The following is a 16,110-nucleotide window of genomic DNA, read 5'->3' as shown; positions in this document are numbered from 1 at the left end:
ATGCACAAATATTTACTCCTACTTGTAGCGCTCGCGATGAGCGCGCCGCTGGCCCAGGCCCAGAGCCAGAGCCGCGCCGTCACGACGGCGCTCGACCACCTCCGCGCCAGCCGCGCCGCCCTCGGCCTCGCCGCCGGCGACCTCGGCGACGTCGCCGTCACCGACGAGTACGTCAGCCGCGTCAACGGCGTGACCCACGTCTACCTCCGCCAGAAGGTCAACGGCGTCGAGGTGTACAACGGCCAGCTCAACGCCCACGTCACGACCGACAACCGCGTCGTCGGCGTGAAGAGCCGGTTCGTGCCGAACGCGAGCCGCGTGGCGAACGCGCCCGCACCGTCGATCACGGCCGAGGCCGCCGTCGAGGCCGCCGCGCGCCACCTCGGCCTCGCGCTCACGAGCGCGCCGAGCGTGCTGCGGGCCGCCAACGAGCGCCACCAGCTCCTGCTCAGCGACGCCGGCGTATCGCTCGAAGCGATCCCCGTCCAGCTCGTCTACTTCGTGCAGGAGGACGGCACGCTCCGCCTCGCGTGGGACCTCTCGATCGAGCAGCTCGACGCGCGCCACTGGTGGAGCCTCCGGGTCGACGCCGAGACCGGCGCCGTCCTCGACCAGATCGACTGGACCGTCCACGACGAGTGGATCGCCGAGGACGCCGCGCCCGCCGACTACCGCCCGATCGCCGCGAGCCCGTTCGTCGGCGCCCGCAGCGGCGGCGCGTCCTACAACGTGTGGGCCTACCCCGTCGAGTCCCCGAGCCACGGCGACCGCTCGCTCGCCGTCTCGCCCGAAGACCCGACGGCCTCGCCGCTGGGCTGGCACGACGACTCCGACGCTCAGTACACGACCACGCGCGGCAACAACGTCCACGCCTACGAGGACCGCGCCGGCACGAACGTCGCCGGCTACAGCCCGGACGGCGGCGAAGACCTCGCCTTCGATTTCGAGGTCGATCTCGAAAACCAGACGCCTGTGGACTACGAGGACGCCGCGATCACGAACCTCTTCTACTGGAACAACATTGTCCACGACGTCCTCGTCGCCGCCGGCTTCGACGAAGCGGCGGGCAACTTCCAGGCGGAGAACTTCACCGCTGCAGGGGTCGGCAACGACTACGTCCGCGCCGAGGCGCAGGACGGCAGCGGCACGAACAACGCGAACTTCTCCACGCCGCCGGACGGCTCCCGCCCGCGGATGCAGATGTTCCAGTGGACCGGTAGCGGCGGCCTCACGATTGTAGCGCCCGGCGGCATCGCCGGCGTGTACGCGGTCGGCACCGCCCAATTCGGCCAGCCCTTCCCCGTGGACTTCCCCGCGACCGAGATCATCGTGGCCGAGACCGGCGACGGCGGCGACTACCCCGGCGGCGAACCCGACCTCGACCTGGCGGACCGCGCCTGCGAGGAGTTCTTCAATCCCGATGAGGTTGAAGGCAAGATCGCCCTCGTCGAGCGCGGCGACTGCCCCTTCGCACTGAAGGCGTGGAACGCGCAGGAGGCCGGCGCGATCGCTGTCATCATCCACAACAACTCCCGCAACGGAGCCGGTGAAACGGGGTCGCCTGAGGACATCCTCAACATGAGCGCGAACCAGGCGGACCTGCCGTTCGACCTCAACGACCTCGTCATCCCCTCCGCCTTCGTGGCGCAGAGCACGGGCCAGCTCCTGTTCGACAACGAGCCCGCCGAGGGCTACGTCCGCAGCGCGCTCAACCGTGACAGCGACCTCGATGCGGGCGTGATCGTACACGAGTACGGCCACGGCATCTCCAACCGCCTCACGGGCGGCCCCTCTTCGGCTGGCTGCCTCACGGGCGACGAGCAGATGGGCGAGGGCTGGAGCGACTACTACGGCCTCGCGCTCACGATGAACGAAGGGGACGAAGGCGAGACCGGCCGCGGCATCGGGACCTACCTCCAGTACGAAGGCATCGACGGGGGAGGCATCCGGACCTTCCGTTACAGCACGGACATGGGCCTCAACCCGCACACCTACAACGACATCCAGGGCGAAGCCATCCCGCACGGCGTCGGCTCGGTCTGGGCCGCCATGCTGTGGGAGATGACGTGGGGCCTCATCGATGAGGAGGGCTTCGACGCCGACCTCATCAACGGCACCGCCGGTAACAACATCGCCCTCACGCTCGTCACCGAGGGGATGAAGATGCAGCCCTGCGGCCCCGGCTTCGTCGACGGCCGCGACGCCATCCTGATGGCTGACACGCTCACCTACGACGGCGCGTACTCGGACATCATCTGGCGCGCCTTCGCCAAGCGCGGGCTCGGCTTCAGCGCCGACCAGGGCACGTCCGCCAGCCGTTCCGACGGCACCGAGGCGTTCGACCTCCCGCCGGGCGTCTTCCCGGTGGCGAGCGAGAGCGACGTGCTCCCGAACGGCTACGCCCTCTCGTCGGCGTTCCCGAACCCGTTCGCGGATCGGGCGCAGTTCACGCTCGAAGTCGCCGAGGCGCAGGCCGTCACCGTCGCCGTCTACGACGTGATGGGCCGGACCGTCGCCACGCTCCACGACGGCGTCCTCGCCGGCGGCACGCGCCACACCTTCGAGGTCGACGGGCGCGCGCTGGCGTCGGGCGTCTACCTCGTCCGCGTCGCGGGCGAGCAGTTCGCCGAGACGCGGCGGATGACGCTGCTGCGCTAGCGGCACCGCTCTCCTGAGCACAAAGCGGCGGGCTCCCGAGCGGGGGTCCGCCGCTTTTTTTCCGTTTGGTCTCGGTACGATGGACTGCTCCCGAGGCTTTCTGATTCCAGGCCCCTGTATATTCCCGCCGTTATTCTGTCTCTGGACACCCTCATTCATCAACCCGAACGGCCCATGCGCTTCCTTCCGCTCTGTCTTCTCCTCTTCGCCGCGCCGCTCCACGCACAGCAAGCCCGTGCAGGGACGCAGTGGGGTATTGGCGTACGCGTCAACGATCTGCTGAGCAACCTCGCTTCCGCGACGTTTCTGGAGAACGGCGCCCTCTCTTCAGGCGCTACGCTCCTCGTGCCGATCAACGTCGGCACCTCCTTCCGCATCGAGCCGGAGATCGGATTCGGCCGCGCTTCATCGGGTGGAGGCGACGGCGATTTCAGCCAGACGTCGACCCAATTCCGCACCGGCGTGGGGCTCATGAAGCTGCTCTCCGACGGCTCCTTCGTGTTCTATGCAGGGGGGCGACTCCAATACACCCGGTCCACGGAGAAGGACGAGTCCCCCTTCGGCGATGACGAGTTCTCGCGCTCGGTGCTTGGCATCGGGCCTGTTGTCGGAGGCGAGCACTACTTCTCGTCGCGGTTCAGCTTGGGAGGCGAAGCGGGCTTCCTCTACCAATCGTACGGTCTGGAGTCCGATGGCGAGGACCTCGACCTGGACCTCTCCTCCATCAACACCATCGGCTCCGTCTTCGTCCGCTTCTATTTCAATTGAGCGCGACTTCGACCTCGTCGGCAGGTAGCGGGCTCCCAAACGGGGGCCCGCCGCTTTTTTATGCCGCGCTCACCGACGTTCGGGCAGCGTGCTCTCGTGCTTGACGAGCTTGGCGACGAAGAAGGCCTCCATCGTCTCCGTCGGCAGCAGGCGGCGCGCCTCACCCGCGCGCTCCAACGGCTTCCCCTTCCACTCGGCGAGCGCGGGCTGCACTCGGCCACTCGGCGGGAGGACAACCGGGACGGCCTCCACGCGGCCGTCGAACTTCCGCAGCATCCGTTCCAGCGCGACCTCGTTCTCCTCGGGCGCGAACGTGCACGTCGAGTAGACGAGCGTCCCGCCCGGCCGCAGCGACTGGATCGCAGAGAACAGCAGCTTCTTCTGCTTCCGCGCCATTTCCTTCACCTTCCGCTCGCTCCAGTATGCGAACGTCTCCGGCTCATCCGTGCGGAAGCGGCCCTCCGTGGAGCACGGCGCGTCGAGGAGGACGCGGTCGAAGTGCTCGGGGCGGTGGTGCCAGACGGTCGCGCCGTCGCGGTGGAAGGTGCGGACGATCGTCGTCCCCTGCGCCTCGAGGTTCGCGCGCAGCTTGAAGAACCGGCCACGCACGGATTCCACGGCCGCGATCTCGCCCTCGTCGTGCATCAGACAGGCAAGCTGCCGCGTCTTGCTCCCCGGCGCGGCGCAAAGGTCGAGCACGCGCTCGCCCGGCTGCGGGTCGAGGACGACGGGCGGGAGCTGGCTGGCAAGGTTCTGTACATAGATCCGATCCTCGGCGTACGCCGCCGACGCGAGGAGCGCGGCGCGCTGCTCCGCCGGTACCCAGTAGCCGTCCGGCAGACCGTCCACGGCGTGGGGGTGCACGCCCTCTGCTTCGAGCGACGCGATCACATCGGCGGACTCGGCGCGCAGCGTGTTGACGCGGAAGCCCGTCGCCTGCGGAGCCGAGAAGCTCGCCAGCGTCGCGTCGAGGTGCTCCGGCGGAACGACGGTGCGGAGGCGGTCGAGAAATGCGTCGGGGAAGACAGGCATGCGGCGGCTGGAACGTGGGCGGTGCGCCTTTCTCGCGCGTTCGCTCGATCAGTTCCCCGAGCCCCGCTTACGCCGATGCCTTGCGCTCTTCGAGCACGGGCGGCGCCGTGCCCCACGCCATCTCCGCCGTGACCCGACACGACCCGACCGAGCGCAGGTCGGGCAACTCGAACATGATGTCGAGCATCGTCTGCTCCATCACGCTGCGGAGGCCGCGCGCACCGGTCCCGAGCGCAAGGGCGCGGGCCACGAACGCGTCGAGCGCCTCGTCGTCGAAGATGAGGTCCACGCCGTCCATCGCGAGGAGCTTCTGGTACTGCTTGACGAGGGCGTTCTTCGGGTCCGTGAGGATCCGCTTCATCGCCTCCGGCGTCAGCGGGTCGAGCGCGGCGAGCACGGGGAGCCGGCCGACGAGCTCCGGGATGAGGCCGAACTTAAGGAGGTCGTCGGGCTCGGCGTGGCGGAAGATCGACGTGTCGTTCTTGTCGATGCGGCGGGCCGCGTCGGCGGTGAAGCCGATCTGCGAGGCGCTCAGCCGCCGGGCGATCACGTCCTGCAGCCCGTCGAACGCTCCGCCGACGATGAAGAGCACGTTCGAGGTATCGAACGAGATCAGGCTCTGCTCGGGGTGCTTCCGCCCGCCCTTCGGCGGGACGCCGGCGACGGTCCCCTCGAGCATCTTGAGGAGCGCCTGCTGCACGCCCTCGCCCGAGACGTCGCGCGTGATGCTCGCGTTGTCGGACTTCCGCGCGATCTTGTCGATCTCGTCGATGTAGACGATGCCGCGCTGCGCCCGCTCGACGTTGTAGTCGGCCGCTTGCAAGAGGTGAGAGAGGATGGACTCGACGTCCTCGCCGACGTAGCCGGCCTCGGTCAACGCCGTCGCGTCGGAGATCGAGAACGGGACGTCGAGGACGCGCGCGAGCGTGCGGGCGAGGAGCGTCTTGCCCGTGCCCGTCGGCCCGATGAGGAGGATGTTCGACTTCTCGAGCTCCACGTCGTCATGGTCGTGGAGGTACTCGAACGCCTCGATCCGCTTGAAGTGGTTGTAGACGGCGACGGAGAGGGCGCGCTTGGCGCGCTCCTGCCCGATGACGTAGGCGTCGAGCGACGACTTCAGTTCGCCGGGCGTAAGACGGTGGGGCCGCGAAACGGCCGGCCGCGTCGGCGGCGGGCTCAGCACGAGGTCGCCGCGGACGATGCCGGAGGCGTCGTGGATGCAGCGGTCGCAGATGTACACCTCGGGCCCGGCGACCATGGAGGTGACCTCCTGCGCCGTGCGGTTGCAGAAGGAGCAGCGAATGATGTCGTCTTCGCCGGGGTGCATGCGTTCGGGGGACGTCGGATCGAGGGGTCAGGGTAAATACTGACATCGGCCGTCGAAATGCAACCGTTAAATCCCCGGCGCGCAGGAGAGAGCCCACATGACCGCTCGCCGTGCTGTCCCCGTAGGCGCAGAAGCGGCCCGACGCGCCCTCTGGGTCCTCCTGAGCCCGAACGCCGGGCGCGCGTTCTATATTAGAATACTGTGTCCGGCCCCCATTTCCCCGAATCCTCTCCGATGCCCGCTGCCGTCCCCCCCGTCGTGCGCTCGACCGTGGGCGCCGTGAGGTATTACCTCGCGGGGATCTGGAAGCGCGCCAACGAGGTGCCCGTATTCATCTGGGCGCAGGCCATCGCCTTCAAAGTCCTCGTCACGATCCTCCCGCTCATCCTCATCGCGACGGGCATCTTCGGGCTCGTGTTGCGGCAGGAGAACCCGTTCGACACGGTCGCCGGCTACCTCCGGACGTTCCTGCCGGCGGGGCAGAACGAGAGCCTCGTCACGCTGCTCTACCAGCTGCAGGAGGCGAGTTCGACGATCACGATCTTCGGCGGCGTGTTCCTCTTCCTCACCGTGATCACGCTGTTCTCCGCCCTCCGCTACATCATCGCGACGGCCGTCGGCGACCGGCATACGTACCGCTCCATCCTCGGCGGCTACGCCTTCGACCTCCGGATGGTGGTGCAGGTGGGACTCCTGTTCCTCCTCTCGTTCGCGCTCACGTTCGCCATCAACTACGTCAGCACGGAGAGCACGGCCGTCCTCGCCCGCATCGGGTTCGACCCGGACATGCTGAAGCGGGGGTGGCGGATCGTCCTCCGCGTCGTGTCGATCCTCGTGCCGTACGGGATCTCCCTCCTGATGTTCGTGCAGCTCTTCTACTTCATCCCCCGGCCGTCGCCGCCGTCGCGGAGCGCGTTCTTCGGCGCCACCGTGTCGGCCGTGCTGTTCGAGATCGCGAAGAACGGGTTCACCCTCTACGCCACCTACACCGGCATCTTCAACCGCTACGCGAGCGGCGAGACCGACGCCGCGCTCGGCGGGCTCGGCGGCATCTTCGGGCTCCTCCTGGCGTTCGTTTTCTGGGTCTATTTCTCCGGCCTCGTCCTTATCATCGGAGCGATCATGACGGGGCTGCACGAGCACCGCCACCAGCCTCCGCGCAGCCGGCTCGGCCACTTCTTCCGCTCGCTGTGGGCGAAGCAACGCCCCGCCCCCGACGCCCCGGCCGAAGACGCGCTCGACGTTGCGGAACCGACCGCCGCGCCCCGCGATGAACGAGCCGCCTCGCCTGCCGGTGACGGGGCCGCCACGCCCGCCACGCCCGCGCCGGAATCCCAGCCCACGTCCGACCGCTAGCGTCCTCCCTTCTCATCCCGCGCTGCTGCCCCGGCCCATGCGCCGCCGCTCTCCCCTCCACCTCTTCACTGCGCTCCTCCTCGCTGCTGCCCTGTGGGCCGGGGCCGCCGCCGCGCAGACCCCGCTCTACCTCGTCAACGACCGGACGGAGGTCCGCGCGATCGAGTTCAAGTTCTCCGGGAGCCAGACGTTCGAGCCCGCCCTTCTGGAGGAGCAGATCGCCCTCACGGATATGGGAGCCCTCGTCGGCTTCCGTCGGCGGTTCTCGTTTATCCCGTTCGTCCCCCCGGTCGGGACCCACCTGTTCTCGCCCATCGAGATGCAGAAGGACGTCGTTCGGCTGGAGCGGTTCTACAACCGGAACGGGTTCCTCTTCCCCGAGGTCGACTGGCTCGTCCGGTTGGACTCCGCGAAGAACACGGTCCGCCTCGTCTACACGGTCGAGGAGGGGCCGCCGCTGCTCCTCGACGGCCTCGTCTTCGTCGGGTCGGACGACGAGCCCGCCATCGGCCTCTTCCCGCCGGCGCTGCGCGATGACTGGCGGGGCTTCCGCGACGAGATCGCGCTCCAGCAGGGCACGCGGCTCGACGACTTCACCCTGCTCCAGCTCGAGAGCCGGACGCTCGGCTGGGTCCGCGACCAGGGCTACGCCTTCGCCGACGTCATCGCCGTCTCCCAGGTCGACTCCCTCCGCAACCGGGCCGACGTCGTGATCGGGGTCCGGCCGGGCCCGCGCGGCCGGGTCAGCGAGATCCAGATCGAGGGGGCCGAGTCCGTCAGCTCCACCGTCGTGCGCCGCGAGCTCCCGTTCCGCGTCGGCGACCGGTTCTCGGCGAGCAAGCTGATCGAGGGGCAGCGCGAGGTGTTCGGGCTGAACCTCTTCCAGATCGCCCTCGCCGACGTGCCCGAGGAGCAGCCCGAGGACTCGACGGTCGTCGTCCGCCTCCGCGTGCGCGAGGGCGACCCGCGCATCATCACGGCGCAGGCCGGCTACCTCTCCGAGGCCGGCCTCACGGGGCAGGCGCAGTGGACCCACCGCAACTTCTTCGGCGGCGCGCGGACGTTCACGGCCTCGACGCTCGCCAACACCGGCTTCGGCTCGTTCGTGACGCAGCCGTCCGTGCTCTACCGCGCCTCCGTCTCGCTTCGCCAGCCGTACTTCCTCAACCGCCGCCTCGCCCTCCTCGGCTCCCCCTTCGCCGAGTACCGCGACGACGAGTTCGACAAGTCCACGTCGTTCGGCGGGAACGCGACGCTCCTCTACGAGCTCGAGCAGCTCAAGACGGCCTCGCTCCAGTTCGGGTTCGAGTCGCGGGACGTGCAGGACTACCGGTTCGGCACCTCGGACGACACGCAGACCGGCTTCATCGAGTCGCTGCAGGAGGACGCCGTCGAGCTCGGCGTGATCAACCGGAACACGCTCGGGCTCACGGCGACGTACGGCAACGTGGACAACGACCTCGACCCGCAGCTCGGCTACATCTTCCGACCCAGCGTCGAGGTCGCCGGGCCGCCGGCGCTCAGCTCGGTGGAGTACGGCCGTGCCAGCCTCACCGCGACGGGCTTCTACCCGCTCACCGACCGCATCGGGCTGCTCGCGCGTGTGACCGGCGGGCGGCTCTTCCCCTTCGGCCAGAGCCTCCCCGACGAGGGCGAGGCGTTCAGCGAGTTGCTCCGCCTGCGCAGCTCGCTCTTCCTCGGCGGCGGCACGGGCGACGTGCGCGGCTGGGGCAACGGCCTCCTCGGCCCCAAAGTGCTCGACCTCGTCGAGGAGCAGGTCATCGAGGACGATGTCGTCGTAGACACGACGTACACCGCCGAACGCTACTTCGCGCTCGGCGGGCTCACCAAGCTCGTCGGCACCGTCGAGGCCCGGCTGCCGTTCCCCGGCCTCGGGCCCACGTGGGGCACCTTCGCGTTCTTCGACATCGGCAGCGTCTCGACGCAGAACGAGCGGTTCGACCTCTCCGGCTCCCCCGGCGCCTTCCTCCTCGAAGACACCTACGGCGACCCCGAGCGGCTGTTCTACGCCGTCGGCGGCGGGTTCTCGTTCGCCACGCCCGTCGGTGCTCTCCGCTTCGCCGTCGGGTACAAGCTGAACCCGTCGTTCTTCGACCTCCGCTCGCCGCAGGACATCGCCGACGCGATTGGGAAGACGATTCAAGACTTCGGCGCCGACGTGACGCGCGAGCAGCTCGAAGCGGCCGTCCGCGACACCCCCACGAACTCGTTCTGGGGCATCCCCGAGTCCAACCGCATCCACCTCCACCTCACGATCGGTCAGACCTTCTGACCGGGGCGCCCCGATGGCCGACGTCTACACCCGAGACAGCCCGATGCCGGAGCCCGATCCGGAGCCGCAGCGCGAGCGCGAGCGGGCCCGGTGGCAGCGCGTGCTGCGGGGCATCGGGCGCGGCCTGCTCATCGCGCTCGCCGTCGTGCTCGGGCTCGTCCTCCTCGTCGTGCTCCTGCTGCAGACGGAATTCGGGCGGCAGAAGGTGGAGAACATCGCCGTCGACCAGATCCGCGGCCTCCTCTCCGACAGCGCCACGGTCTCCGTCGAGCGCATCGACGGCAACTTCCTCACGGGTGCGTACCTGATCGGGCTCGAAATCAGCGAGCGCGGCGAGACGGTGATCACGCTCGACACGGTCGAGATCGACTACAACCTCACGACGCTCCTCGACAAGCGGCTCTCGGTCGGCGAGGTGTACGCCGCCGGCCTCGCCGTCTACGCCCGGCAGGACGCGGACTCGACGTGGAACGTCGCCCGCCTCCTCGCCCCGGCCGACGCCGCCGACACCACGGCCACGTCACCCGGCTTCACCGTTTTCATCGACGAGGCCCGCATCGCGCGCGCCGCCGCCGAGGTCCGGTTCTACTCGCCCCGCCGCGATTCCGTCCTCACCGTCGACGGCCTCCACGCCCGCATCCTCGACTTCACCACGGGCGGGGCCGACGGGCTCGAAGGCACGCTCGATACGCTGTGGGCGACGGCGACGCCGCCCGCGCCGACGACGGGCGAGGCCGGGCCCGTCCGCCTCGCCGGGGCCGGGGCCTTCACCGCCGCGCAGACGCGCGTCGACGCCTTCCTCCTCAACTCCGCCGACAGCGACGTCCGCGCGAGCGGCGCCCTCGACTACGGCGATCCCGACCGCCCGCTCACCTTCGACGTCGACGTGCAGGCCAGCCCGCTCGCCTTCAGCGACGTCCGCGCCTTTGCCCCCGTCGAGGTCTACGGCACGCTCGACCTCCGGCTCCAGGCGCAGGGCACGCCCGACGACATCCTCGCCCGCGTCGACGCCGAGTTCCGCGAGGGCGGCGCGCTCGACCTCAACGGCGTCTTCTCGGCCGGCGCCGACGGCCCCGTCCGCTACGCCGCCGAGGGCACCGTCCGCAACCTCGACCCCGGCCGCATCCTCGGCGACCCCGCGCTCGCGGGCGACCTCACGGGCGACCTCGACGTGGACCTCAGCGGCCCGTCGCTGCAGGAGATCGACGGCCGTGTGGACCTCGAAATGAGCGCCTCGTCCTTCGGCGAGCAGCAGATCCAGCGGCTCGACTTCGTCGGCACCTTCGACGACGGGCTCGCCGACTTCACGCTCGGCGGCGCCGTGCCGGGCGGCAAGCTGATCGCGCGCGGCACTGCCCGTCCCTTCGCCGAGACGCCGACCTACGACCTCCGCGGCGAACTCAACGACATCGACCTCGCCCGCCTCCTCAGCGACCCGAGCCAGTCCGGCCGCTTCAGCGGGACGTTCGCCGTCGAGGGCCGGGGGATCGACCCGGAGGAGATGATCGCGACGGCGTCGCTCAACCTCGGCCGCACGCAATACGGCGAGATCGACCTCGACCGCGCCGCCGTCACCGCCGCGCTCACGCGGGGCGAGGTCCGCTACAACGCCGACCTCGACTTCAGCGACGGCGACGGCTCCGTCACCGCGCAGGGCACCGTCCGCCCCTTCGCCGACGTGCTCGCCTACACCGTGGACGAGGGCCGGCTGCAGAACTTCGACATCGCCGCCGTCACCGGCGACACGACGCACACCGACCTCACCGGGCCCTTCGCCCTCTCCGGCAGCGGCACCGACCCGCAGACGCTCGCGCTCGACCTCGCCCTCGGCCTCCGCGATTCCCGCTACGACACCTACGCCATCAGCGCCGCCGACGTGTCCGCCACGCTTCGCGGCGGCAATCTGACCTTCGACGCCGAGGCCGACTTCGCCGAGATCGGCCGGGTCGACGCCGTGGGTTCGGCGCGGCCCTTCGCTGAGCCCCTCACGTATCAGGCCCGCGGCAACGTCCGCAACCTCGACCTCGCCGCGCTCACCGGCGACCCTGGCCAGTCCAGCGACCTCACCGGCGCGTTCGACGTGACGGGCACGGGGACGGACCCGCAGACGCTCGCGCTCGACCTCCGCCTCGACCTCCGCGACTCCCGCTACCGCCAGCAGCAACTCACCGCCGGCACCGTCACAGGCACGCTCCGCAGCGGCGCGCTCGACCTCACCGTGGACGCGACGACGCCCGAGGGCGCGCTCACGTTCGCCGTCGCCGGGCGGCCGTTCGACGAGGTCCCCACGCTCCGGCTCAGCGAGGGCACGTTCCGCGGCGTCAACCTCGCGCTCGTGCTCGACAACCCCGCCCTCCAGACCGACCTCAACGGCCGGCTCGAGCTCGACGCTGACGGCTTCGACCCGCAGCTGTCGGACATCACGGGCCGCGTCATCCTCCTCCCGTCGCGCATCAACGGCGCGCGCCTCGACGCCGGGACGGTCGAGTTCGACCTCGCGCGGGGCTACGCCGAGGCCTCGGCCGACCTCGACTTCGAGCAGGGCGCGGCGGCGTTCACGTTCTCCGGCCGCCCCTTCGACGAGCGCCCGACCTACAACACGGCCGGCACGCTCGACAGCCTCGACGTGGCCGCGCTCTTCGGCGACGACCAGGCCGAGGCGACCTCCGTCAACCTCGCCTTCGACGTGAAGGGCGAGGGGTTCGACCCTGCGACGATGACGCTTTCGGGCTCGCTCCGCGGCGGCGACAGCCAGCTCGTCGGCGCGACCGTGGACACGCTCCGCACCGAGTTCGCCCTCGCCGAGTCCGTGCTGCGCCTCGACGGGCTCGAACTCCGCTCGTCGTTCGCCGACGCCACGGGCGAGGGGCAGATCGCCCTCTTCGACGCGCAGCAGACGCAGCGGACCCAGCTCACGTTCGACGCCACGGTGAAAGACACGGCCCCGCTGAACCCCTTCCTCGCGCAGCCGCTCACGCTCGAAGAGGGCCGGCTCGTCGGAAGCGTCAGCGGCGAGCCCGGCCGGCCGCTCCGCCTCGACGTGCAGGCCTCGGCGCAGCAGTTCGCCTACGGCGACGTCCGCATCTCCACGCTCGACGCCCGCCTCAACGGTGAGTACGTCGGCGGCCTCGCCGACGCCACGCCGGTCGCCGTCGGGGTGGATTCGACGGCGGCCGACTCGACGGCGTTCGGCCTCGGCTTCATCGGCACGGCCCGCGTCGAGTTCGGCTTCCTCGCCCTGCCGTCGATCCGGATCGACGGCGGCGACATCGACCTCACCTACGACGGCGAGAACCTCGCCGCCTCGGGCGAGATCGGCGTGGACCAGCGGCGCGACCTCAACTTCCGCCTCCGCACCGACCTCAACCCCGAGCAGCAGACGGTCACACTCGAAGCGCTCTCCTTCCGCGTGGACGGCGAGCGGTGGGAGCTGCTGCAGGAGTCGACGATCTCGTACGGCCAGCAGTACCGTTTCCGCAACCTCCTCCTCTACTCCGGCGACCAGCAGATCGCCGTCGACGGCGTCGTCGACCTCGACGGCGAGCAGAACCTCGTGCTCACCGTCGAGCAGTTCGAGATTGATGTCGTCACCGACCTCGTCGGCTACGACGGCGTCGGCGGCGTGCTCTCGACGACGCTCGTGCTGAGTGGCCCTGCCGCCTCGCCCGTGATCGACGGAACGCTCCGCGTGGACAGCCTCGTCGCCGGCGGCGAGACCGTCGGCGCGCTCGACCTCGACCTCGACTACGCCAACTTCCGGCTCACGCTCGACGCCCTGCTCACGCACGTCTCTGGCCGCGAGCTCCGCGCCGAGGGCTTCCTCCCCCTCGACTTCTCCCTCGGCGGGCCCGTCAGCGAGGCCGCGCCCTCGGCCGACGTCGACTTCGTCGTCCGCGCGGACTCGTTCCCCGTCGCGTGGGCCGAGCCGTTCCTCCCGCCGGAGACGTTCACCGAGGTCGGCGGCGCGCTCGACATCGACCTCGCCATCACCGGCACGCAGTCCGACCCCCAGCTCAGCGGCGACGCCCTCCTCGCCGACGGCCGCCTCGGCGTCCTCACGCTCGGCCGGACGATCCAGGACGTCAGGATCCCCCTCACGTTCGAGGGCAACACCGTCCGCATCCGCGAGGCGAGCGCGGGCACCGGCGGCAACGGCCGCCTCTTCGCCGAAGGCACGATCACCCTCCCGAAGCTCTCCCTCGGCGAGCTCGCGATCGCGCTCGAGATGGACGACTTCAACGTCATCGAGACGCCGACCTACCAGGAGCTCCGGCTGACCACGCGCGAGGGCCCGCTCCTCTTCACGGGCACCACGGAGTTCCCCCGCCTCGTCGGCGCGCTCACGCTCGACTCCGGCGACATCTACCTCACCGAAGAGCTCACCGGACCCGACATCGCCGAGGTGGAGCTGACGGACGCGCAGATCCAGCGGATCGAGGCCACGTTCGGCACCCGCATCACCGAGGCCGACACGGCGCGCTCCGTCTTCGTGCAGAACCTCGCGCTCGACCTCGACATCAACATCAACCGGAACGTGTGGCTGCGGAGCCGGACGAATCCGGTCTTCGACATCGAGTTCGTCGGGACGCTCCTCGTCGAGAAGGCGCCCGGCGGCGAGAACCAGCTCTTCCGCTCCATCGAAGTCGTCCGCGGGAAAGTCGAGCTCTACGGCCGCAACTTCGACATCACGCGCGGCCTGCTCACCTTCAACGGGCCGGTCTCCGAGACGATGATCGACATCGAGGCGGCGTTCCGCGTCCCGGCGCGCCAGGGGCCAGAAGATGAGGCCACAATCTTCCTCACCTTCGCCGGCCGGCTTGGAGCCGAGGGCGAGCAGGCCGAGGACGGCCTCGAACTCACGCTCTCGGCGGACCCGGCGATGGAGAACACCGACATCATCTCGTACATCGCCACCGGACGTCCCGCCGGGACAGCGTTTCAGGGCGGGGCCGGGGCCTCGAACCTCGCCGTCAGCCAGCTCGCCTCGATCGTCGAGGGCCTCGCGGCGAACTCCCTCGGGCTCGACGTCGTCGAGGTGACGCAGCGGCCGGACGAGGCCATCGTCGTCACGTTCGGCAGCTACGTCACGAGCCGGACGTTCGCCTCCGTGAGCCAGGTCGTCGTCGAGGGCCGGGGCCGCCGGGAGGAGCAGGACGGGCGGATTCCCGAGGTGACGATCGAGTACCAGCTCCTGAACTGGCTGCTGCTCCGGCTGGAGCGCCGCAACACCGGCGGCACGGGCGGCGCGGCGCAGATCGAGCTCTCGTACTGACGTACCCCCAGCCTTGCTCGTCCCTCCGGGCACTTCGCAAAGCTGTCCCCCTCGACGAGGGGGACAGCCGCGCGAAGCCGGGAACGAGCCTTGCGGGTGACCGCGAGAGCGGCAGGGGGTCCGCCGCAGGCCAGCTCAGAAGGCCGCGAGCCCTTCGACCGTCGGGCCGGGGAGCCCGCCGACCGTGGCACCCGGGATCGCCGTCAGGCTCCCGTCGTCCCCGACGCGGAACCCGTTGACCGCGCCGCCGCCCGCCGCGAGGACGTACATGTACTCCCCGGCGAAGGCCATGTCGAGCGGGAAGCTCATCGCACCGAGTTGCGCCGTCACCCCGTCCGCCGGGTCGAGCGCGGTGAGCGTGCCGTCGGCGCCGAGCCGGAATCCGGTGATGGTGTCGGAGAGCGTGTTCGTCGTGTAGACGTAGCGGTTGTCGTCGGAGACCTCGATCCAGCACGCGGCGGTGCCGAGCGTTGGCGCGGCAGCGGTGACGGCGCTAAGGGTGCCGTCGGCGGCGATGGAGTACGACGTGACAGAGGAGCCGCCGGGGACGGGCATGAGCGGGTTCATCGCGTTCGCCTCAGAGACGATGAAGAACCCGCCGCTGTCGAACTCGCCGCCGAAGGGCGTCGGCCCGGCCGACGCCTGGACGATGGGCGCGCTCGGCGTGCCGTCGCTCCCCACCACGTACACGTCGATGAGGTCGGTCGCCTTCTCCGTCACGACGAGGTGCCGGCCGTCCGGGCTGAAGGAGAGGTTGCCGGGCGCCACGAAGCCGTTGAGGGGGGGCGGCGTGGGCGTGCCGCTGAGCGGGCGCGTCGAGTTGGGGAGCGGGGTCAGCGCGCCGTCGGCGGCGACGCGGAAGCCGCTGATGTTCCCCTGCCCGGCGACGTTGAGGACGTAGAGGAGGTCGCCGTTCGCGGCGAGGCTCACGGGGAAGCCGCCCCCGGACGGTACGGTCCCGATGAGCACGACCGAACCGTCGTCCTGCACCCGGAACGAAGCGACCGTATCACTCCCCGCGTTGACGGCGAAGAGGAACTGGTTGTCCGCGCTCAGGATCAGCGCGTCCTGCGATTCGAGTGGATCCACCGGCAGCATGGTCGGCAGGTCGCCGCCGAGCCCGCCCGCTGAGACGGCGCCGATGCGGGTTAGCCCGCCGTCTAGCGCCCGCCGAAAGGCGACCACCTCGTTGCCGGCCGCCGCGTTCGTCATCGTGAACACGGCCCCGAGCGGCTCGTCCTCGGGGTCGTCCGAGTCGCAGCCGGGCAGGGCGATGAACGTCGTAACCAAGAGGAGGAGGAGACCAAAACGTCCGATGAAGTGTGCCATTATCGTTGCCCTCGCGGGGAGCTATGTTGGAGGAGAGGAGGTCGCCCAACCAGGAGGCGCCCTCCCAAACTTATA

The 16,110-nt window shown here is 69.9% G+C and carries 8 protein-coding genes; 5 read left to right on the top strand and 3 right to left on the bottom strand.

Annotated elements, in window-relative coordinates:
- Complete coding sequence (locus ABJF88_12430; GenBank protein MEP0547732.1) at positions 1-2,658, top strand: T9SS-dependent M36 family metallopeptidase; 2,658 nt, start codon at positions 1-3, stop codon at positions 2,656-2,658.
- Between the two features lie 174 nt (positions 2,659-2,832).
- The gene (locus ABJF88_12425; GenBank protein ID MEP0547731.1) at positions 2,833-3,426 is read left to right on the top strand and encodes an outer membrane beta-barrel protein; all 594 of its coding nucleotides are present in this window, start codon (positions 2,833-2,835) and stop codon (positions 3,424-3,426) included.
- Between the two features lie 69 nt (positions 3,427-3,495).
- Here ABJF88_12425 and ABJF88_12420 read toward each other — a convergent pair whose 3' ends face one another.
- Both ABJF88_12420 and clpX read right to left on the bottom strand, forming a co-directional pair.
- A complete protein-coding gene (locus ABJF88_12420) occupies positions 3,496-4,458 on the bottom strand; it encodes an RsmB/NOP family class I SAM-dependent RNA methyltransferase (GenBank protein MEP0547730.1) in 963 nt (320 codons plus the stop codon).
- Positions 4,459-4,525: 67 nt separating this feature from the next.
- Positions 4,526-5,785: an ATP-dependent Clp protease ATP-binding subunit ClpX gene (gene clpX, locus ABJF88_12415; protein MEP0547729.1), complete on the bottom strand. Its 1,260-nt coding sequence runs from the start codon at positions 5,783-5,785 to the stop codon at positions 4,526-4,528.
- 234 nt (positions 5,786-6,019) lie between these two features.
- Here clpX and ABJF88_12410 point away from each other — a divergent pair, with 234 nt between their 5' ends.
- The 3 genes from ABJF88_12410 to ABJF88_12400 are packed head-to-tail and all read left to right on the top strand — an operon-like array spanning position 6,020 to position 14,706.
- A complete protein-coding gene (locus ABJF88_12410; protein ID MEP0547728.1) occupies positions 6,020-7,141 on the top strand; it encodes a YhjD/YihY/BrkB family envelope integrity protein in 1,122 nt (373 codons plus the stop codon).
- Between the two features lie 37 nt (positions 7,142-7,178).
- On the top strand, positions 7,179-9,434 hold the full coding sequence (locus ABJF88_12405; protein ID MEP0547727.1) for a BamA/TamA family outer membrane protein: 2,256 nt from the start codon (positions 7,179-7,181) through the stop codon (positions 9,432-9,434).
- Positions 9,435-9,447: 13 nt separating this feature from the next.
- Positions 9,448-14,706: a translocation/assembly module TamB domain-containing protein gene (locus ABJF88_12400; GenBank protein MEP0547726.1), complete on the top strand. Its 5,259-nt coding sequence runs from the start codon at positions 9,448-9,450 to the stop codon at positions 14,704-14,706.
- Positions 14,707-14,841: 135 nt separating this feature from the next.
- Here the strand turns inward: ABJF88_12400 and ABJF88_12395 are convergent, their stop codons facing one another.
- Positions 14,842-16,035, bottom strand: coding sequence for a beta-propeller fold lactonase family protein (locus tag ABJF88_12395; GenBank protein MEP0547725.1), 1,194 nt, complete (start codon positions 16,033-16,035; stop codon positions 14,842-14,844).
- Between the last annotated feature and the right edge of the window lie 75 nt (positions 16,036-16,110).

The sequence above is a fragment of the Rhodothermales bacterium genome (genome assembly GCA_039944855.1).
Classification (GTDB): Bacteria; Bacteroidota; Rhodothermia; order Rhodothermales; family JANQRZ01; genus JBBSMX01.
This window is presented reverse-complemented; position numbering and strand designations above follow the sequence as displayed.